The sequence below is a fragment of the Nocardia sp. NPDC058705 genome (genome assembly GCF_042749305.1).
GTDB lineage: Bacteria > Actinomycetota > Actinomycetes > Mycobacteriales > Mycobacteriaceae > Nocardia.
The window spans coordinates 111,775-131,271 of the sequence record NZ_JBHYRN010000001.1; the positions used below are offsets into that span (position 1 = coordinate 111,775).

A 19,497-nucleotide genomic window follows, 5' to 3' on the forward strand; every position below is an offset into this window, starting at 1 on the left:
GTCAGAACTTCAGCAGGTTGGCGTCGTCGACCGAGGTCGACCGGCGGGCACGGAAGATCGTCATGATGATGGCCAGACCGACGACGACCTCGGCCGCGGCGACGACCATGGTGAAGAACGCGATCACCTGACCGTCGAGGTTGTCGTGCAACCGGGCGAAGGTGACGAACGCCAGGTTCACCGCGTTGAGCATCAGCTCCACGCACATGAACACCACGATCGCGTTGCGGCGCAACAACACTCCGGCCGCGCCGATGGTGAACAGCAGCGCAGACAGGAACAGGTAGTTCTGGGGGTTCACCGCTTGCCTTCCTCGTCGGCCGTCGGGTTGTCGTCGCGGACCGTGCCGACCGAGAGCACGGCGGCTTCGGTGTGGGCGCGGGTGCGGCGGTGACGCAGGATCGTGGACACCGAGTGTTCGGCGAAGGAGCCGTCGGGGAGTTGGGCGGGGCTGTCGACGGCGTTGTGCCGTGCGTAGACGCCCGGTGTCGGTAGCGGAGTGGCCCGTTCGCCCGCGGTGCGGAAACGGTCGCGCGACATTTCGCGCTGGCCCCGTTTGGGGGTGAACTGTTCGCGGTGGGCCAGCACCATCGCACCGATCGTGGCCGTGATCAGCAGTGCGCCGGTGAGTTCGAATGCCCACACGTAGCGCAGGAAGATCAGTTCGGCGAGTTCGGCGATCACGTCTCGGTCGCCGAAACCGCGGCCGGGGAAGGTGGTTCCGCTGTCGCGCAGGGCCGCGCCGATCCCGCCGATGAACAGCAGCCCGAATCCGATTCCAACGATCGCGGCGGCAATACGCTGCCCGCGCAACGTCTCCCGCAGCGATTCCGCCGAGTCGACGCCGACGAGCATCAGCACGAACAGGAACAGCATCATCACCGCGCCCGTGTACACCACGATCTGCACGACGCCGAGGAACAGTGCGCCCTGGGCGATGTAGAACACGGCGAGCGCGATCATGGTGGCGGCCAGGCACAGTGCCGAATGCACGGCCTTGGCCGCGGTCACCATACCGAGTGCGCCAAGGACCGCGATCGGGGCGAGCACCCAGAACAGCACGCCCTCACCAGTGGACGTGTCGGCGATCTCGGCGGCCAACATGTGTGGCGTGCTCATCGCAGGACCTCCTCGTCCGACGGTGCGGGACCGACCCGGCCCAGGTAGTAGTCGGCCGCGTCGGTGCCCGGTGCCATCGGGTGCGGTGCGGGCGTCATGCCGGGCTGCATTGGGGCCAGCAGCTGGTTCTTCTCGTAGATGAGGTCGGCGCGGTTGTCGTCGGTGAGTTCGTATTCGTTGGTCATCGTCAGCGCGCGAGTGGGGCAGGCCTCGATGCACAGGCCGCAGCCGATGCAGCGCAGGTAGTTGATCTGGTAGACGCGCCCGTACCGTTCACCGGGGGAGAAGCGTTCCTCCTCGGTGTTGTCGGCGCCTTCGACGAAGATGGCGTCCGCCGGGCATGCCCACGCGCACAGTTCGCAGCCGATGCATTTCTCGAGGCCGTCGTCGTAGCGGTTGAGTTGGTGGCGGCCGTGATAGCGCGGTGCGGTCGGCACCTTCTGCTCGGGATACTGTTCGGTGTTCGGCTTCTTGAACATGGTGGCCGCGGTGACCGCGAAACCGGCGAGGGGTTCGAACAGGCCGATTTGCGGCTGGTCGTTCGCGGGTCGTGGTGGCATCGGCGGGACCGGGAACCCGAGGAACACCGACGATGTCGACGGCTCCTCCGGCAATGGTGGCAGTCCGGCGGTGCGGCCAGCCCGCAGGAACATCGCGATCATCGCCGCGGTGATCACCAGGCCCACACCGACCAGGACGAAGTTCTGGCCGGGCAGCCCTTCGAGGTCGAGCACGCGCGCGGCGGCCACGATCATCACCCATACGAGCGAGGTGGGGATGAGCAGTTTCCAGCCGAGGTTCATGAACTGGTCGTAGCGCAGGCGGGGCAGGGTGCCGCGCAGCCAGACGAACACGAACAGGAACGTCCACACCTTGAGGGTGAACCACAGCAGCGGCCACCACCCGGAGTTGGCGCCCTCCCACAGGCTGATCGGGAACGGTGCCCGCCAACCACCGAGGAACAGCGTGGTCGCGAGCGCGGAAACCGTTGCCATGTTCACGTATTCGGCCAGCATGAACATCGCGAATTTCAGCGACGAGTACTCGGTGTGGAAGCCGCCGACCAGTTCGCCTTCGGCTTCGGGCAGATCGAAAGGCGCACGGTTGGTTTCGCCGACCATCGACACGCAATAGATCAGGAACGAGGGCAGCAGCAGGAAGACGTACCAGGTGCCTTCCTGCGCGGTGACGATCTCGGAGGTCGCCATGGTTCCCGACAGCAGGAACACCGTGGCGAAAGTCAGTGCCATCGCGATCTCGTAGGAGATCACCTGAGCGGTGGAGCGCAGACCGCCGAGCAGCGGATACGTCGAACCCGACGACCAACCGGCGAGCACGATTCCGTACACGCCGATCGAGGTGATAGCCAGGATGTAGAGCACGGCGACGGGCATATCGGTGAGCTGCAAGGCGGTTCGTGTGCCGAAAATCGACACCTCCGGGCCCATCGGGATCACCGCGAACGCCATGAACGCCGGGATCACCGAGATGATCGGGGCGAGCACGAAGATCGGTTTGTCCACGATGGCCGGGATGATGTCTTCTTTGAGCGCCATCTTCACGCCGTCGGCGATCGACTGGAGCATGCCGCCGGGCCCGATCCGGTTGGGACCGACCCGCATCTGCATCCACGCGACGACTTTGCGCTCGGCGTACACCGCGATCAACGGCACCAGCATCAGGTAGACGAACACCCCGAGCGCTTTGACCACCACCAGCCACAGCGGGTCGGTGCCGAAGACTGTCCCGGCCGCCAGGTACTGCACTGGATCACTCATGACGGTGTTCCTTCATCCTGTCGTCGGCGCGACGCAGGCGCACCACGGCGCCGGGTGTCACACCGAGTTCGGCGGCGACCGTCGAACCGGGCGAGTGCAGCGGCAGCCACACGACCCGGTCGGGCAGGTCCGTGATCATCAGCGGCACCGAGATCTCGCCGCGGTCGGTGTAGACGATGATGTGATCGGCGTCGGCGGCTTCGATCTCGGCGGCGGTCGCGGCCGAGAGGCGCGCAACCGGTGGACGGGCGACGCCGGCGAGATTGGGTTCACCGTCTTGCATGCGACCGGCGTCGAGGAGCATCCGCCATCCGGCCAGCACGGCGGTTCCGGGACCGGGTGCGGGGCGGGTTTGGCTGGTGAGGTTCGGTGCCGGGATGGGATCGCCGGTCCAGGTGCCGAGTGCGTCGAGTTCGGCGCGGGCGGTGGCGGCGTCGGGCAGGTTGAGCTGGACGCCCATCTGCGCGGCCAGCGAGTGCAGGACGCGCAGGTCCGACAGGGGCGCGGCGACGCGGCGAGTGGTGTCGAGGGAGGCCGCGGTGAAGGGGCGCGGGCGGCCTTCCCAGGTGCGGAAGGTGCCGGATTTCTCCATCGCGGTCGCTACGGGGAAGACGACGTCGGCGCGTTCGGTGACGGCGCTGTGCCGCATTTCGAGGCTGACGACGAATCGGGCGGCGTCGATGGCGGCCAGTGCGGCCGCCGGGTCTGGCAGGTCGGCCGGGTCTACACCGCCGATGACGAGCGCACCGGACTGGGCGGCGTTGGCGAGGATCGCGGTGGCGTCGCGGCCCGCGGTGACCGGGAGTTCCCCGGATTGCCAGCGGTGTCGAACCTGTTGGCGGGCGGTGGGATCCACGACCGGTCGGCCACCGGGGAGCAAGCTGGGCAGTGCGCCGGCTTCCAGTGCGCCGCGTTCGCCTGCGCGACGGGGTATCCAGGCGAGTGCGGCGCCGGTGGTGTCGGCCAGGCGGGTGACGGCCGAGAGGGCGCCGGGGCTGCCCGCGAGACGTTCACCGGCCATGATGACCGCGCCGGGGGTGGACAGCATCGTCATGAGTTCGGTGGCGTCCGCGGAGGTTTCGGCCATGATCGAGGCGATGACGTCGGCTTCGCCGCAGGGTGGGGTCTGGATCAGCGCGCCCGACATGCGTTCGAGGCCGCGGGAGGCGAACGGCGCCAGCGACACCACCCGCTGCCCACGCGTGCGGGCAGCTTTGCGCAGCCGCAGGTAGACGATGGGCGATTCCTCTTCTGGTTCGAACCCGACCAGCAGCACGGTGGGGGCTCTGTCGAGTGCGGCGAAGTCGACCTGAATGCCGCGTCCGGCGACGCGGGCGGCGAGGAATCGTTGTTCCTCCTCGGAATGCACTCGGCTGCGGAAGTCGATGTCATTGGTGGCGAGGACCATTCGCGCGAACTTGCTGTAGGCGTAGGCCTCTTCCTCGGTGACCCGGCCGCCGACGAGAACTCCGGCGTTGCCGATCGCGGCACTCAGGCCCGCGGCTGCGGCAGTGAGCGCTTCGGGCCAGGAAGCCGGGGCGAGGACGCCGTCCCAGCCGCGCACCAGCGGGGTGGTGAGGCGGTCGCGTTCGGTGGCGTAGGCGAAGGCCCAGCGACCCTTGTCGCAGTTCCATTCCTCGTTGACCTGCGGATCGTCACCGGCCAAGCGGCGCAACACTTTTCCGCGACGATGGTCGGTGCGCTGCGCGCAGCCGGAGGCGCAGTGTTCGCAGACGCTCGGGGTGGAGACGAGGTCGAACGGGCGAGCCCGGAAGCGGTAGGAGGTGCCGGTGAGCGCGCCGACCGGACAGATCTGGACGGTGTTGCCGGAGAAGTAGGAGTCGAGGGGTTCGGCCTGGGCGGTGCCGACCTGTTGCAGCGCACCGCGATCCATCAGTTCGATAAAGGGGTCACCGGCGATCTGCTGGGAGAACCGGGTGCAGCGCGCGCACAGCACACATCGTTCCCGATCCAGCAGCACGGCCGTGGACAGCGGGATCGGTTTCGGATAGGTGCGTTTCTCGCCGTCGAAGCGCGATTCGGCGCTGCCGGTGGACATCGCCTGGTTCTGCAGTGGGCATTCGCCGCCCTTGTCGCAGACCGGGCAATCGAGGGGGTGGTTGATGAGCAGCAGCTCCATCACCCCGCGCTGGGCCTTTTCGGCGACCGGGGAGCTGATCTGGGTGCGCACGATCATGCCGTCGGTGACCGGGATCGTGCAGGAGGCGACCGGCTTTCGCTGGCCTTCGACCTCGACGATGCACTGGCGACACGCACCGACCGGCTCGAGCAGGGGGTGGTCGCAGAAGCGGGGGATCTGCACGCCGATCAGTTCGGCGGCGCGGATCACCAAGGTGCCCACCGGAACCTGGATGGTGGTGTCGTCGATGGTGACACTCACCATGTCGGTGGGTACTACACCGCTGCTGTTACCGGGGGCGATGGCTGTCATCGGACCTCTTTCGCTGGTGCCCACACCGTCGCGGCGGCCGGGTCGAACGGGCAGCCGCCGAGTCGCTGATGCGCAAGGTATTCGTCGCGGAAGTACTTCAGCGAGGAGAAGATCGGGCTCGCCGCGCCGTCACCGAGCGCGCAGAACGATTTACCGTTGATGTTGTCGGCGATGTCGGCGAGTTTGTCCAGGTCGGCTTCGGTGCCCTGGCCGGCTTCGAGGCGGCGCAGCAATTGCACGAGCCAGTAGGTGCCTTCGCGGCACGGTGTGCATTTGCCGCACGATTCGTGGGCGTAGAACTCGGTCCAGCGCAGGACCGCACGGACCACACAGGTGGTGTCGTCGAAGATCTGTAAGGCCTTGGTGCCCAACATGGATCCGGCGGCGGCGACACCTTCGTAGTCGAGGGCGACGTCGAGATGTTCGTCGGTGAACATCGGGGTCGAGGAACCGCCGGGGGTCCAGAACTTGAGGGTGTGCCCGGGTCGTACGCCGCCCGCGTAGTCGAGCAGTTCGCGCAGGGTGATGCCGAGCGGGGCCTCGTACTGGCCGGGGCGGGCGACGTGGCCCGAGAGGGAGTACAGGGTGAAGCCGGGGGACTTCTCGGTGCCCATCGAGCGGAACCACTCGGTACCGTTGCGCAGGATCGAGGGCACGCTGGCAATGGATTCCACATTGTTCACGACCGTCGGGGACGCGTACAGGCCGGCGACAGCGGGGAACGGTGGACGCAAACGGGGCTGTCCGCGTCGACCTTCGAGGGAATCGAGCAGAGCCGTTTCCTCACCGCAGATGTAGGCGCCCGCACCGGCGTGCACGATCAGGTCGAGGTCGAAACCGGAGCCGAGGATGTCGCGGCCGAGCAGGCCCGCGTCGTAGGCCTCGGCGACGGCGGCTTGGAGCCTGCGCAGCACCGGGACCACTTCGCCGCGGACGTAGATGAACGCGGTCGCGGCGCGGATCGCGTACGCGGCGATCACGATGCCTTCGATGAGGGTATGCGGGGTGGCCAGCATCAACGGGATGTCTTTGCAGGTGCCGGGTTCGGATTCGTCGGCGTTGACGACGAGGTAGTGCGGTTTCGTGATGCCGCCGGGGCCGGGGCCCTGGGGAATGAACGACCACTTCATGCCGGTGGGGAACCCGGCGCCGCCGCGCCCGCGCAGGCCCGAGTCTTTGACGATTTGGATTACTTCGTCGGGAGTTGTGCGCAGGGCGGTGCGGAGTCCGTCGTAGCCGCCGGTTGCGCGATAGGTGTCTAGAGTCCAGGAGTGGGGGGTGGCCCAGTGTTCGCTGAGGACCGGGGTGAGTGTGGTCATCGCGGTCCCCCTGCCGAGTCGTCTTCCGCCGCAGCGGTTTCGAGGCCTGCCAGGGTGGGGGTGCCCGGTGCGCCTTCGAGCGCGCCGGGGCGTTCGTCGGGGAATCCGGCGAGGATGCGGGCCGTTTCGCGGAACGTGCACAGCGGTGCGCCGCGGGTCGGGCGGACCTGGTGGCCCGCTCGCAGCGCGTCGGTGATCGCGACGGCGGATTCGGGGGTCTGGTTGTCGAAGAACTCCCAGTTCACCATCATGACCGGGGCGTAGTCGCAGGCGGCGTTGCATTCGATGTGTTCGAGGGTGATGGCGCCGTCGGGGGTGGTTTCACCGTGTTCGACGTTCAGGTGTTGTTGTAGCGCTTCGTAGATGGCGTCGCCGCCGAGGACCGCGCAGAGGGTGTTGGTGCAGACGCCGACGTGGTAGTCGCCGGTGGGGGTGCGTCGGTACATCGAATAGAAGGTCGCGACCGCGGTCACTTCGGCGCCGGTGAGGTTGAGATGATCGGCACAGAAATCGATGCCGGTGCCGGTGACGTAGCCTTCCTCGGCTTGCACCAGGTGCAGCAGTGGTAGCAGCGCGGAGCGGGGGTGCGGGTAGCGGGTGATGATCTCCTTGGCGTCCAGTTCGAGGCGTTCGCGCACGTGTGGCGGATACGGTTCGGGACGGGTGCTGAGGCTCAGGAGAATCGGTGTGCTGGTGGGGTTTTCGTTGCTCATCGGTCTACTCCGCCCATTACCGGATCGATGCTGGCGACCGAGGCGATCACGTCGGCGAGCATGCCGCCCTCGCACATCGCGGCCACCGCTTGCAGGTTGGTGAACGAGGGGTCGCGGTAGTGCACCCGGTAGGGCTGGGTGCTGCCGTCGCTGACCATGTGCACGCCGAGTTCCCCACGCGGGGACTCCACCGCCGAATACACCTGTCCGGCAGGCACTCTGATGCCCTCGGTGACGAGCTTGAAATGGTGGATCAGCGATTCCATGGAGGTGCCCATGATCTTGCCGATGTGCTTGGGTGAGTTGCCCAGACCGTCGGGGCCCAGTTCCAGGTCCGCGGGCCAGGCGATCTTTTTGTCGTCGATCATCACTGGTCCGGGCCGTAGCTTGTCCAGGCACTGTTCGACGATCTTGATCGACTCGGTCATCTCGGCGATCCGAATGATGTAGCGGCCGTAGCAGTCACATCCTGTAGTCGTCGGGATGTCGAATTCGTAGTTCTCGTAACCGCAGTACGGATCCGACTTGCGCAGGTCGTGGGGCAGGCCGGTGGCGCGAAGGACGGGTCCGGTGATGCCGAGGGCCATGCAGCCGGTGAGGTCGAGGTAGCCGATGTCCTGGGTGCGTTTCTTCCAGATCGGGTTGGCGCTGAGCAGGTGCTCCATGTCGCGCAGGCGGCCGGGCAGGATGGCCAGGAGTTCACGGACTTTGGTGACGCCGTCGTCGGGGAGGTCCTGGGCGAGGCCGCCGGGGCGGATGTAGGCGTGGTTCATCCGCAGGCCGGTGATGGTTTCGAACACGTCGAGGATGAGTTCGCGTTCGCGGAAGCCGAACAGCATCGGGGTGAGCGCGCCCAGTTCCATGCCGCCGGTCGCGAGGGCAACCAGGTGTGAGGAGATGCGGTTGAGCTCCATCAGCAGTACCCGGACCACGGTGGCGCGTTCGGGGATCTGGTCGGTGATGTCGAGCAGTTTCTCGACGCCGAGGCAGTAGGCGGTTTCGTTGAAGAACGGGGACAGGTAGTCCATCCGGGTCACGAAGGTGACGCCCTGGGTCCAGTTGCGGAATTCCAGGTTCTTCTCGATGCCGGTGTGGAGGTATCCGATGCCGCAGCGGGCTTCGGTGACGGTTTCGCCTTCGATCTCGAGGATCAGGCGCAACACCCCGTGCGTGGACGGGTGCTGCGGGCCCATGTTCACCACGATGCGTTCTTCGGCGCCGCCGTCGAGCACTTCGCTGACCTGGTCCCAGTCCTGGCCTGCGACCGTCACCACCTGTGGGTCGTCGCGGCGAAAATCTGTGTCGGTCATCAGCTGTAGGTCCTCCGCTCGTCGGGCGGCGGTATGCGCGCGCCCTTGTACTCCACCGGGATCCCGCCGAGCGGGTAGTCCTTGCGTTGCGGATGCCCGCGCCAGTCGTCGGGCATGAGGATGCGGGTCAGGGAGGGGTGGCCGTCGAAGACGATGCCGAAGAAGTCGTAGGTTTCGCGTTCGTGCCAGTCGTTGGTCGGATAGACCGAGAACAGGGACGGGATGTGCGGATCGGCATCGGGGGCTGACACTTCCAGCCGGATCCGGCGCCCGTGGGTGATCGACTTCAAGTGGTAGACGGCGTGCAGTTCGCGGTCGGTGTCGTCGGGGTAGTGCACGCCGTTGACGCCCAGGCATAGTTCGAATCGCAGGGAGCTGTCGTCGCGCAGGGTGCTCGCGACGGCGACGAGATGTTCGCGCTTCACGTGCAGTGTGAGTTCGTCGCGGAAGACGACGATCTTCTCGATCACGGTGTCGAAGGCAATGACTCGACCCACGAGTGCGGCGCGCAAGGTGCCGACGAACGCGTCGAACCAGCTGCCGTACGGGGGCGGGGTGCCCGCGGGGAGTGCGACCGGGGTGACCAGGCCGCCGTAGCCGGAGGTGTCGCCGGTGCCGCTGACGCCGAACATGCCGCGCCGGGTGCCGATCACCTCGTCCTCGGGTGGTTTCGGTGGTGTCTGTGGGGGCGATTCCTCCGGAACTTCTTGTCCCGCAGGGCTGTCGGTGTTGTCGGGAGAGTCGAAGGTCATCGCAGCAGGCCCTCCATCCGGATGGTCGGCGTGCTGGCGAGTGCGGCCTTTTCGGCGGCGCGGATCGCCTCCTCGCGGTTGACGCCCATCGGCATCTCGGCGATTTTCGCGTGCAGCGCCAGGATCGCGTTGAGCAGCATCTCCGGGCGGGGCGGGCAGCCGGGCAGGTAGATGTCGACCGGGACGATGTGGTCGACGCCTTGGACGATGGCGTAGTTGTTGAACATGCCACCCGAGGACGCGCAAACCCCCATGGCCAGCACCCATTTGGGCTCGGTCATCTGGTCGTAGACCTGGCGCAGCACCGGTGCCATCTTCTGGCTCACCCGGCCCGCCACGATCATCAGGTCGGCTTGGCGGGGGGAGGCGCGGAACGCTTCCATGCCGAAGCGGGCGATGTCGAATCGTCCGGCGCCGGTGGCCATCATCTCGATCGCGCAGCACGCCAACCCGAACGTGGCGGGCCAGACCGAGCCCTTACGCAGGTAGCCGGCGAAATCCTCGACCGTGCTCAGCAGGAACCCGCTGGGCAGTTTCTCTTCGAGACCCATTATTTCCCACTCATTCCCAGCTGAGGCCGCCGCGACGCCATTCGTAGGCGTAGGCGACAGACACATTGACGATGAACAGCGCCATCGCGGCGAGACCGAACAGCCCGAGCGTGTCGAAATGCACGGCCCAGGGGTAGAGGAACACGATCTCGATGTCGAAGATGATGAACAGCATCGCCGTGAGGTAGTACTTCACCGGAAAGCGCTGTCCTGCTGTGTTTCCCGGGCCACCGGCGATGGCGTGCGGGGTCGGCTCGATGCCGCATTCATAGGGTTCGAGTTTGGCCCGGTTGTAGCGTTTCGGGCCGATTAGCGACGCCATGATGACGGAGAACACCGCGAACGCCGCGGCGATGGCGCCGAGTACGAGTGCGGGCACCTCGATATTCACGACTGCACTTCCCCTCCTCGCTGGAGCAGGCCGAGCCGTGTGGCCCGGCCGCGGACGGCAGCTTTCGGCGAGACGGGGCCGACAACGTTGTCCGCCGAACCGGGGCTCGCGCAAGGCTGTGCAGCGATGGCGGAGCGTTATACAAGAGCCCGTGCTCGTGTGAGCTAGAGCACAGACTACCGCCGTTTCGGGGGTCCGCCGCACGTTTCCGGGGTGGGGTTTGATCGATTTCGGTACCGCGATTCATGAGCGATACGGGGGTAATCGGCTGCGGGCATGCGGACGCGAACCACTGGCGTAACCAGTGGTGATGCGCAGAAAGGAACGAAGCGGACTATCCGGCTGTTCGGGACGATGCCGGTTCAGCGGGCGAGCAGGACTCCTGCGACCGCGTTGGTGAGCTGCATGGGGTCGATCGGGTGCGAGACGGCGGCCTCGGCGCGTGACCAGTTGGCCAGCCAGGCGTCGTCCGGGCGACCGGTGAGGACGACCACCGGCGGGCACTGCTCGATCTCGTCCTTGAGCTGCTTGGCGATACCGAGGCCGCCCGTCGGCGCGGATTCGCCGTCGAGAATCGCGAGATCGATCCCGCCGGCGTCCATCTGCTCGATGACGACCGGTGCGGTGGCGACCTCGAAGAAGTCGAGCTCCGGTAAGTCGGCGCGCGGCCTACGGCCCAGCGCCAGGATCACCTGTTGACGGGTATCGGCATCGTTGCTGTAGACCAGCACACGCAGCGGGGTGGAACCTTGGGATTCGGCCACGCTCGGATCGTACGTCCGTAGGTGCGCCACCGTGGCAGGTTCGCCGGATCCGGCAGTTGGCCTGCGGCGCAGGGTTCCTCGCCGCAGGCTTCGGCGATCTACCAGTTGCCGTCCTGGACTGTGTTGTCGCCCAGTGGAATCACCGGAAGCCCGTAGCCGATGGGCGGATTCGGGTGTTCGTCGGCGAGCCAGTTGCCGGTCGGTTTCACGTCGGCGAGTTCGGTCGAGGGTGGGAGGTCGTCGGCGTCGGCGTCGTAGTAGTCGAACCAGGGTAGGCCGTTGGCGGCGTAGGCCTGGGCGGTGATCGGGGTGGGCGGTGCGGGTTCGCCGGTGATCTGCTGCCATTCGGCGGCGGAGGTGAGGTGGACGAAAACGCGGCCGCCTGCGATGGTCCGGTAATCATCGATGGGGCGTTTGTCGGCAAAGATCTCCTGACGCATCGTGCCGCCCGCGCCCATGCCCATCTTTCGGGCCGTGGGACCACCCGCTCTCGGTGCCGCACCGGGCGCCGGCATGCCGGCGGGGGCGGCACCGAGAGGCGGCAGAGCACTGACAGGGACGGGTCCGGCGTAGGGCGCCGCACCGGCGTAGGGCGCTGAGGAGTCTTGGAGCCAGGGTGGTTTGGGGCCCGTCGGGGGCCGCGCCGCTCGTCGCGCTTGTTCTTGCAGGTTCCACGCGTCGCGCGCCGCATCGGTGAGCCCGTGCACCGCCAGTTGCACGCCGCCCCACTGTTCGGTGCCGGTGACCTGACCTTCGACAGTCGCTCCGAGACCCATCGGGACCGCGACGAACTGCCGAACCGTTCCCTCACCGGAGTTGATGCCGTCCAGCCACGGCTGCTCGGGGAGCGCGAGATAGTTCTGCGGATCCTTGGTGAGCGCGTCACTCCACGGCTTGCCCGATACGGCGCACACCTTGCCGACAGCGACTTTCAACGCGGTCGGCGTTGTCGCCGAGAACCGCAACCACATCGCTTCGCGCTGGTACACCGGCACCATCACCCCACCGCGTTCACGCCATTCCTCGGGCACCGTGTCCGGGTAGTCGGCGACCCGGCGCAGCGGGAAAGTGCCCAAGCCGGGCGGCAATGGATACGTACCGGTCTCGGGCAGGCGCAACGTCCGCACGAACGTCACCCGAACCCCACCCTGCAATTCGAGCGCATCCCCCGACAGCTTGACCTCGGTTGCCATGTCCCACCCCTTCATTCGACTACCCGCACGCAACGATCACGCCCCTGGCGACGACCGTACCGACGGCATCATCGTCCGTCCACTGCGATTCAGCGGCGCGGCAGATCCGGCAGTTGGCCTGCGGCGCAAGGTTCTACGCCGCAGGCGTGGGCGAATGACGGTTGTCGCCCAGCGGAACCGTCGGACGTCGTATCCGATCGGCAGTCGCGGGTGGTCAGCCGGCTCGTTCGGCCGCGAGGATCTCGCCCCACTGGCGACCGTACAGACGGTGTCAGTTCGGGTCCATCGGGTTCAGGTGCTCAGCGCGTCGATGGGTGTGCGACCACGTTTTTGTTTAGGTGACAAAAACCCCTGGCGCGGTGCCCGACTTGTCGTTTAGCGTCGTCGGCATGAGTAGCAGATTGCATCACGTGGCCGTGGTGAACGAGGAGATCGCCGAGCGGGGGAGTTATCGGACCGCGGCTGGTGAGATGGTGGAGATCGGGGCGCAGGTGCGTGCCGCTGTGGCGGGGACCGTGTCGTATTCGCCTGCCCAGCTGGATGTTCTGGTCAGCGAACCGGCGCCGGGTGCTGGTGCGCCCGGGATCGAGGTGACCGGGGAGGGCAGTGTTCAGGCGGCACGACGGTTGTTCGCCGACGGTGGCGCGGGTCGGGTCGCGGTGTTGAACTTTGCTTCCGCGCGCAATCCGGGCGGCGGGTATCTGAGGGGTGCACGGGCGCAGGAGGAGGATCTGTGTCGTCATGCTCTGCTGTACAGCAGTCTGGTGCAGGCGCCGGATTACTATGCGGCCCATCGCGCGTCGTCGGATCTGCACTACAGCCACCGGGTGATCCTGTCCCCGGACGTGCCGGTGATCCGGGACGATCAGGGTGGGCTGGCTGCCCCGTTTCCGGTGACTTTCCTGACCTCGCCCGCGCCGAACTTCACGCAATTGGCACGCCGTTCGGACATGGTGGATGTGCGTGAGGTGCTGGTGCAGCGGGCTGAACGCGTGGTCGCCGTCGCGGCCCGGCACGAGGTGCGAGTCCTGGTACTGGGAGCGTGGGGGTGCGGAGTTTTCGGGAACAATCCTGCCGAGGTCGCCGATGCGTTCGCCGCGGCGCTGGACCGTTGGGGCGCTGCCTTCGATCGGGTGGTGTTCGCGGTGTGGGATCGGGGGTTGGTCTCGGCCAACCGTGCCGCCTTCGGAAACCGCTTCGGCGAGATCGGCTGACGTACTGCGATCGGGGCGTGACGATCGGATGCTATCGGGAGAGTTCACATTGCCTAGTAGCGCGGTGTGAGCCATTCTGGAAAGTCCAAGGGACGCACCGGATTTCACAGGGGGTCGGGATCGAATGCCGAATGGATTGAAAACACTCACCCGCTACACGATCGAAGAGGAACATCGGCATCCCGGGTCCTCAGGGGAGTTCTCGGCGCTGATCAATGTGGTGTCGACGGCGGCGAAGATCATTGCCAATCAGGTGACGCGGGGGGCGATTGTCGGGTCGGGGGTGGGCGACGATGCGTCGGTGAGCGGGCGGCTCGATGTGTTGACCGATGAGATCATGGTGGGGCAGACGCAGTGGTCGGGGCATCTGTCGGGGTTGTTGTCGGAGCAGCATGCGACGATGCTGCCCGCCACTCAGCGGCGGGGGAAGTATCTGCTGGCCTACGACGCGTTGGACGGGTCGAGCAATATTGATGTGAATCTGCCGGTCGGGTCGATTTTCAGCATTCTGCGGGCGCCGCAGGAGGTTGTCGGCGGGCAGACCGAACCTTCTGACAGCGACTTCTTGCAACCGGGTGTGCAGCAGGTGTGCGCGGGGTTCACGCTGTACGGGCCCGCGACGATGTTGGTGCTCACCACCGGCAGCGGGGTCGACGGGTTCACTCTCGATCGGGAGATCGGGGCGTTCGTGTTGACCCATCCGCAGATGCGCATTCCGGACAAGACTTCAGGATTCGCGATCAATGCCGCCAACGAGCGGTTCTGGGAGCGGCCGGTGCGCCGGTATGTGCTGGAATGTTTGGAGGGTGTGGAAGGGCCGCGGGGGCGTGATTTCAATATGCGGTGGGTGGCGTCGCTGGTGGCTGACACGTTCCACATTCTCACCAGGGGTGGGCTCTATCTGTACCCGCGCGATACGCGCAATCCCGCGGTGCCGGGGCGGGTTTCGCTGCTGTACGGGGCGAATCCGATCGCGTTCATCGTCGAGCAGGCCGGTGGGGCCGCGACGACCGGGCACGAGCGGATGATGGAGGTGGCGCCGGTCGACGTGCATCAGCGGGTGCCGTTCATCTTCGGTTCCCGCAACGAGGTATTGCGCATCGAGCGTTATCACCGGGAACCGGACGCGGACAAGCGGTTCGACAGTTCACTGTTCGGGACGCGGTCGCTGTTCCGGCCAGCCAAGCACGACCAGCGCACTTAGTCCTTGTCGCGTTCTTCCTGTTGCCTGCGGGCCTCGCGGCGTTGCTGTTCAGCGCGCTCACGCAGGCCGCGCAGGAAGGCCTCGTCGTCGTCGGGATTCGACGCGACCTGGCGGCCGGGGCGGTCGTATTCACCGAACCGGGTATTCGAGACCGGACGTGACTCGCCGACGGGCCTGCCCGCGAACAACCACAGCAGCGCGCCGATCGTGGGGATCAGGACGACGACGATGATCCAGCCCATCTTCGGCAGGTGCCGGATGCCGGCGTCGGGGCTGGTGACGATGTCGACCAGGCAATACACCCACAGGGCCAAAGTGAGAAAGCCGATGACGGCGTAGGGCATCGCGGTTGTCCTTTCGGTGGCGGAGGACAGCTGTCGTGCGAGCCCCCCGGGCAGACAGAATGCCGTACCTACGGACTCCCCGCGAGTTCGGGGTCAATCGGGCAGCAGTGGGACCGAGATGCCCTCGCCGCTGCGCAGCAGTGCGGCGCGGGTGACGGCGGTGGAGCCGAAGCGGCGGCGTAGGTCGTCGAGGGTGGCGTCGAGGGTGTTCTCGGCGCGGGGTTCCAGGGGCAGGGTGAGCTGCATGGTGTCGGCGTCGTCGAGGTTGGTCAGGGAAAGGCCGATCAGGGTGATGCCGCGTTCGGTGATCAGTGGTTGGGCGGTGTCGAGGAGTAGGCGGGCGGCGTGACGGATGGCGGCCGAGGAGTCGGTGGCTTCGACGAGGGTGTGGGATCGGGTGGCTCGGGTGAAGTCGTCGAAACGTAAGCGCAGCACCACTGTTCGGCACACGCGTTCGGCGGCGCGCAATCGGCGGCCGAGGCGGTCGGTGAGACCGTCGAGGTAGGCGGCGATTTCGTCGGGTTCGCGGGGGTGGCGGCCGAGGGCGCGTTGGGCGCCGATCGAGTGTCGGCGTTTGCCGGTTTCGACGCGGCGTGGGTCGCGGGCCCAGGACAGGGCGAACAGGTGACGGGCGGCAGCCGGGCCGAGGATGGCGCGCAAGTGGGGTTCGCCGAGTTCGGCGAGTTGGCCGATGCGGGTGATGCCGTTGGCGTGCAGGGTCGCCGAGGTGACTTTGCCGACGCCCCATAATCGTTCGACCGGCAGTGGGTGCAGGAAGTCGAGTTCTTTGCCGGGTTCGACCAGGCGTAATCCATCGGGTTTGGCGTCCGCGGAGGCGACTTTGGCGAGGAATTTGTTGCAGGCGATGCCCACGGAAATGGGCAAACCGACGCGATCGGCCACCTGCGCGCGTAACCGGTGGCCGATCGCGATCGGCTCGCCACTGATCCGCCCCAACCCGCCGACGTCGAGAAACGCCTCGTCGATCGAAATCCCCTCCACCAGCGGTGTGGTGTCGTTGAATACGGCGAACACCGCCTTGCTCGCCTCGGCATAGGCCGACATCCGCGGCGGCACCACGATCGCATGCGGACACAACCGCAGCGCCTGACCCGCGTTCATCGGCGTCCGAATCCCGAACGCCTTCGCCTCATAACTGGCCGCCAGCACCACCCCACCACCCACGATCACCGGCTTGCCACGCAGCCACGACTGATCTCGCTGTTCGACCGAGGCGTAGAACGAGTCCAGGTCGGCGTGCAGGATCGACGCCTCGGCGCGGGACTGGATACGCGGGCGGCGCGGGGCGACGGAATCGGACACGAACATATGTTCGCATCAGGGTCTGACGAGTTCGACGTCTCAGCGCGTGGTGGTAGTCCTGGCCTGCAGGTTTTCGGCGAACGCGCGGGCAGCCGCGAGGTCGGTGGTGTCGGGATGGCCCTTGCTGACGCCGCCGACGAGGCTGAACGGCAGCATGGTGTCGAGGCCACGGCAGTCGAAGGCGTCGACCACGTCGAAGCCCTTGCGTTCGAGGCTCTCGGTCAACGCGGTGACGTAGCGGCGGAAGGGTGGTTCCGCGAACCCGCTGGTGCAGAAAACGAAGGCCTTGCCCTGGTGCCGGGTCGGGAGCGAGGCGACGAATCGGCGCAGTTCCGGGTGAAAGCTCTGGTAGAAGATTCCCGAGCCGAAGCCGACGAGGTCGCAGTCGGCGAGCTCTGCCGGATCGATGTCGGCGGGGGCAACGATGCGGGCACCGAGCACCTGGCCCATGGCCTCTGCGACGCGCTGGGTGTTGCCGTGGGAGACCGACTTGCACACGAGGGTGACCTTCATCGGATGGTCCTTTCGTTCGGCTGCGTACCTGGACACTCTCGGAGACACCGCTCAGGGTCCGGGTGTGACACGGCCCGACTGTGGCCTCGGTCATAGCGTTGGATCAGGCCGGACCGGCGGCGATATCGAGGGTGCGGACCACATCGACGAACTGCAGTTTGTCTGGGTTGCGGATGCCGTAGAGGCCGGTGATGAGGCCCTCGCTCATCTCGACCACGAGCACCGTGTCGAGCTCACCGCTCGCGGATCGGGCGAGCACCGCGGGCAGCGCGTTGAAACTGCAGAATTCCGCAGTCGCGCCCGCCATAGCGTTCTGCGACAGCCCGATCATGAACCGTGCGACCTGTTCGGCACCGATGATCGGGCGGCGTGCGGCGGTGACGCGGCCGCCGCCGTCGGAGATCTGCACGACGTCGGGAGCGAGCACTTCCAGCAGTGCGCCGACATCACCGGTATTGGCGGCCCGCAGGAAACGGCCGATCACCGCGCGGCTGGTGTCGGAGTCGGGTTGGAAGCGGCGGCGTCGCGACGCGACGTGCGCGCGGGCCCGGTGCGCGATCTGGCGCACCGCTGCCTCGGATTTGTCGATCATGTTCGCTATCTCGCGGTGACTGTGCCCGAACACCTCCGACAGCACGAACACCGCGCGCTCGGTGGGGCCGAGGGTTTCCAACACGAGCAGCATGGCCATCGATACCGATTCGGCCAGCAGCACGTCCTGCCCCGCGTCGGGTGCGGTGCGGATCGGTTCGGGCAGCCAGGTGCCGACATAATCTTCGCGACGGCGCCGCACTGTGCGCAGATGGTTGATCGCCTGGCGGGTGACGATCTGTACCAGATACGCACGCGGATGCGTCACCTCGGTCGCGTCGCGCCAGCGAAGGTAGCTCTCCTGCAACACGTCCTCGGCATCGGCGGCGCAACCCAGGATTTCGTAGGCGATCGTGAACAGCAGCGGCCGGAAGGTCGCGAACGCGTCGAGCTCGGTCATCGGGTCACTCGCGTACACACCATGCGTCGAATGATTGTGTGCGGCATCGCGTCTACGCAACCGGATGCGTTCGGCTGCAACGCTCGTCCTGTTCGCGTGGGTTCAGGGTGTGGCTGAGCCGAACCAGGTGGGGAGGTGGGTGAGGAGGGCTTGTTGGTTGTCGCCGACCCAGGTTACGTGGCCGTCGGGGCGGAGGAGGACGGCCGGGGCGTCGAGTTCTTCGCTGTTGTCGACGATGTGGTCGACGCGGTCTGACCAGCCCTCGACCGAGAGGTTTCCGGTTTGGTCGAGGAGTAGGCCGCGGCCTGCGTGCAGCTGGGTGTAGAGGCGGCCGCGGTGCAGGGCGATGTCGCGGAGGCGGCGGCCGAGGAGGGGGTGGCCTGGGCCGAAGTCGTAGCGGATGCCGGTGGCGGTGATCTTTTCGGTGAGGAACCGGTTCACTTCGTCGAAGTCCATCAGCTGGGCGAGCAACCTGCGCACTGCCTGGGGGCCGGGGGCCGGTGACATCAGCTCCATTTGGGCGCGGGTGTTGTCGAGTACATCGGCGGCGACGGGGTGGCGTTCGGTTTCGTAGGTGTCGAGCAGGCCCTCGGGTGCCCAGCCGTTGATCTCGGCGGCCAGTTTCCAGCCGAGGTTGACCGCGTCCTGCACGCCCAGGTTGAGGCCCTGGCCGCCGACCGGTGGGTGGACATGGGCGGCGTCGCCTGCCAGCAGGACGCGGCCGACGCGGTAGTGCTCGGCTTGGCGGGTGCCGTCGCCGAAACGCGACAGCCAGCGCGGCGAGTGCGCACCGAAGTCGGTGCCCGCGGTGGCGCTCAGCTGGTGGGTGAACTCGTCGAAGGTCGGTGCGGTCGCGCGGTCCTCGGCGACGGTCGCGGCGGGGGTGAGGACGCGGTAGAGGCCGTCACCCAGTGGCATCGCGCCGAAACGCAGTTGGGTTCTGCGGACTTCGGTCATCACTTCGGTGAGCGTTTCCGGCGATGCGGTCAGTTCCATCTCGCCCAGCAAGGTGTCGTTGCGGCTCGGCTCGCCCGGAAACGCGACGCCGAGCAAGTTTCGCACGGTGCTGCGGCCGCCGTCGCAACCGACGAGGTAGCGCGCCCGCAATCGGGTGCCGTCGGCCAGGTCGACGGTCACCGCGGCGTCGTTCTGGTCCAGTCCGACCACTTCGGCGCCGCGCCGGATGTCGGCGCCGAGTTCGCCTGCGTGCTCGGTCAGCAGCCGGTCGGTAAGGGGTTGGGGGATGCCGAGGACGTAAGGGTGGGCGGTGTCGAGTCGTTCGGGCGCGGGTTTGGGGATGCCGGCGAAGAAGCCGCCGACCGGATGCCACTGTCCGAGCGCGAGGAACCGGTCGAGCAGGCCGCGCTGGTCCATGATCTCGATACTGCGGGCGTGCAGGCCCAGCGAGCGCACGATCTTCGTCGGCTCCGCGTCCTTCTCCAGCACGACAACGTTCACCGCGTGCAGCCGCAACTCCGCGGCCAGCATCATGCCGGTCGGACCGCCACCGGCCACGATAACGTCGATCATCAAGTACTCCCCTTCGATCAGGTTTGCGCAGGTTGC

19 protein-coding genes are annotated in these 19,497 nt (G+C 66.8%); 2 read left to right on the top strand and 17 right to left on the bottom strand.

Annotation, left to right across the window (positions count from 1 at the left end; genetic code table 11):
• Window position 1 precedes the first annotated feature (1 nt).
• The 12 genes from nuoK to ACFW6D_RS00620 form a co-directional block, all read right to left on the bottom strand.
• Window positions 2–301: an NADH-quinone oxidoreductase subunit NuoK gene (gene nuoK, locus ACFW6D_RS00565; protein ID WP_056819797.1), complete on the bottom strand. Its 300-nt coding sequence runs from the start codon at window positions 299–301 to the stop codon at window positions 2–4.
• Window positions 298–1,119, bottom strand: a complete 822-nt coding sequence (locus ACFW6D_RS00570; RefSeq protein ID WP_379323291.1) for an NADH-quinone oxidoreductase subunit J — start codon at window positions 1,117–1,119, stop codon at window positions 298–300. The genes nuoK and ACFW6D_RS00570 overlap by 4 nt, the downstream gene beginning before the upstream one ends.
• Complete coding sequence (gene nuoH, locus ACFW6D_RS00575; protein ID WP_379323293.1) at window positions 1,116–2,897, bottom strand: NADH-quinone oxidoreductase subunit NuoH; 1,782 nt, start codon at window positions 2,895–2,897, stop codon at window positions 1,116–1,118. The genes ACFW6D_RS00570 and nuoH overlap by 4 nt, the downstream gene beginning before the upstream one ends.
• Window positions 2,890–5,349 carry an NADH-quinone oxidoreductase subunit G gene (locus tag ACFW6D_RS00580; protein WP_379323295.1) on the bottom strand — a complete coding sequence of 820 codons (2,460 nt, stop codon included), beginning with the start codon at window positions 5,347–5,349 and terminating at the stop codon, window positions 2,890–2,892. Before ACFW6D_RS00580 ends, nuoH begins: the two co-directional genes overlap by 8 nt.
• Window positions 5,346–6,668 (bottom strand): NADH-quinone oxidoreductase subunit NuoF, encoded by a 1,323-nt coding sequence (gene nuoF, locus ACFW6D_RS00585; protein ID WP_379323297.1) that lies wholly within the window; start codon window positions 6,666–6,668, stop codon window positions 5,346–5,348. Before nuoF ends, ACFW6D_RS00580 begins: the two co-directional genes overlap by 4 nt.
• Window positions 6,665–7,381, bottom strand: a complete 717-nt coding sequence (gene nuoE, locus ACFW6D_RS00590; RefSeq protein WP_379323299.1) for an NADH-quinone oxidoreductase subunit NuoE — start codon at window positions 7,379–7,381, stop codon at window positions 6,665–6,667. The genes nuoF and nuoE overlap by 4 nt, the downstream gene beginning before the upstream one ends.
• Window positions 7,378–8,691, bottom strand: coding sequence for an NADH dehydrogenase (quinone) subunit D (gene nuoD, locus ACFW6D_RS00595; RefSeq protein WP_379323301.1), 1,314 nt, complete (start codon window positions 8,689–8,691; stop codon window positions 7,378–7,380). The genes nuoE and nuoD overlap by 4 nt, the downstream gene beginning before the upstream one ends.
• On the bottom strand, window positions 8,691–9,443 hold the full coding sequence (locus ACFW6D_RS00600; RefSeq protein WP_379323303.1) for an NADH-quinone oxidoreductase subunit C: 753 nt from the start codon (window positions 9,441–9,443) through the stop codon (window positions 8,691–8,693). The genes nuoD and ACFW6D_RS00600 overlap by 1 nt, the downstream gene beginning before the upstream one ends.
• Window positions 9,440–9,994 carry an NADH-quinone oxidoreductase subunit B family protein gene (locus ACFW6D_RS00605; protein WP_101468016.1) on the bottom strand — a complete coding sequence of 185 codons (555 nt, stop codon included), beginning with the start codon at window positions 9,992–9,994 and terminating at the stop codon, window positions 9,440–9,442. Before ACFW6D_RS00605 ends, ACFW6D_RS00600 begins: the two co-directional genes overlap by 4 nt.
• Window positions 9,995–10,004: 10 nt before the next feature.
• Complete coding sequence (locus tag ACFW6D_RS00610) at window positions 10,005–10,385, bottom strand: NADH-quinone oxidoreductase subunit A (RefSeq protein WP_266288656.1); 381 nt, start codon at window positions 10,383–10,385, stop codon at window positions 10,005–10,007.
• Between the two features lie 362 nt (window positions 10,386–10,747).
• On the bottom strand, window positions 10,748–11,149 hold the full coding sequence (locus ACFW6D_RS00615; protein WP_379323305.1) for a hypothetical protein: 402 nt from the start codon (window positions 11,147–11,149) through the stop codon (window positions 10,748–10,750).
• A gap of 98 nt (window positions 11,150–11,247) precedes the next feature.
• Window positions 11,248–12,342: a hypothetical protein gene (locus ACFW6D_RS00620; RefSeq protein ID WP_379323307.1), complete on the bottom strand. Its 1,095-nt coding sequence runs from the start codon at window positions 12,340–12,342 to the stop codon at window positions 11,248–11,250.
• A 389-nt stretch (window positions 12,343–12,731) separates the two neighbouring features.
• Between ACFW6D_RS00620 and ACFW6D_RS00625 the strand changes: the two genes are divergently transcribed.
• Window positions 12,732–13,556: a TIGR02452 family protein gene (locus ACFW6D_RS00625; RefSeq protein ID WP_379323309.1), complete on the top strand. Its 825-nt coding sequence runs from the start codon at window positions 12,732–12,734 to the stop codon at window positions 13,554–13,556.
• 124 nt (window positions 13,557–13,680) lie between these two features.
• Window positions 13,681–14,760 (top strand): class 1 fructose-bisphosphatase, encoded by a 1,080-nt coding sequence (locus ACFW6D_RS00630; protein WP_379323311.1) that lies wholly within the window; start codon window positions 13,681–13,683, stop codon window positions 14,758–14,760.
• Here ACFW6D_RS00630 and ACFW6D_RS00635 read toward each other — a convergent pair.
• From ACFW6D_RS00635 to rox, 5 genes are all read right to left on the bottom strand, one after another.
• On the bottom strand, window positions 14,757–15,104 hold the full coding sequence (locus ACFW6D_RS00635; RefSeq protein ID WP_379323313.1) for a PLD nuclease N-terminal domain-containing protein: 348 nt from the start codon (window positions 15,102–15,104) through the stop codon (window positions 14,757–14,759). The genes ACFW6D_RS00630 and ACFW6D_RS00635 overlap by 4 nt on opposite strands.
• A 93-nt stretch (window positions 15,105–15,197) precedes the next feature.
• Window positions 15,198–16,433, bottom strand: a complete 1,236-nt coding sequence (gene dinB / locus ACFW6D_RS00640) for a DNA polymerase IV (RefSeq protein ID WP_379323315.1) — start codon at window positions 16,431–16,433, stop codon at window positions 15,198–15,200.
• 33 nt (window positions 16,434–16,466) lie between these two features.
• Window positions 16,467–16,940, bottom strand: coding sequence for a flavodoxin family protein (locus tag ACFW6D_RS00645; RefSeq protein WP_379323317.1), 474 nt, complete (start codon window positions 16,938–16,940; stop codon window positions 16,467–16,469).
• A 103-nt stretch (window positions 16,941–17,043) separates the two neighbouring features.
• A complete protein-coding gene (locus ACFW6D_RS00650; protein ID WP_379323319.1) occupies window positions 17,044–17,931 on the bottom strand; it encodes an RNA polymerase sigma-70 factor in 888 nt (295 codons plus the stop codon).
• A 102-nt stretch (window positions 17,932–18,033) separates the two neighbouring features.
• Window positions 18,034–19,461 (bottom strand): rifampin monooxygenase, encoded by a 1,428-nt coding sequence (rox, locus tag ACFW6D_RS00655; protein ID WP_379323321.1) that lies wholly within the window; start codon window positions 19,459–19,461, stop codon window positions 18,034–18,036.
• Between the last annotated feature and the right edge of the window lie 36 nt (window positions 19,462–19,497).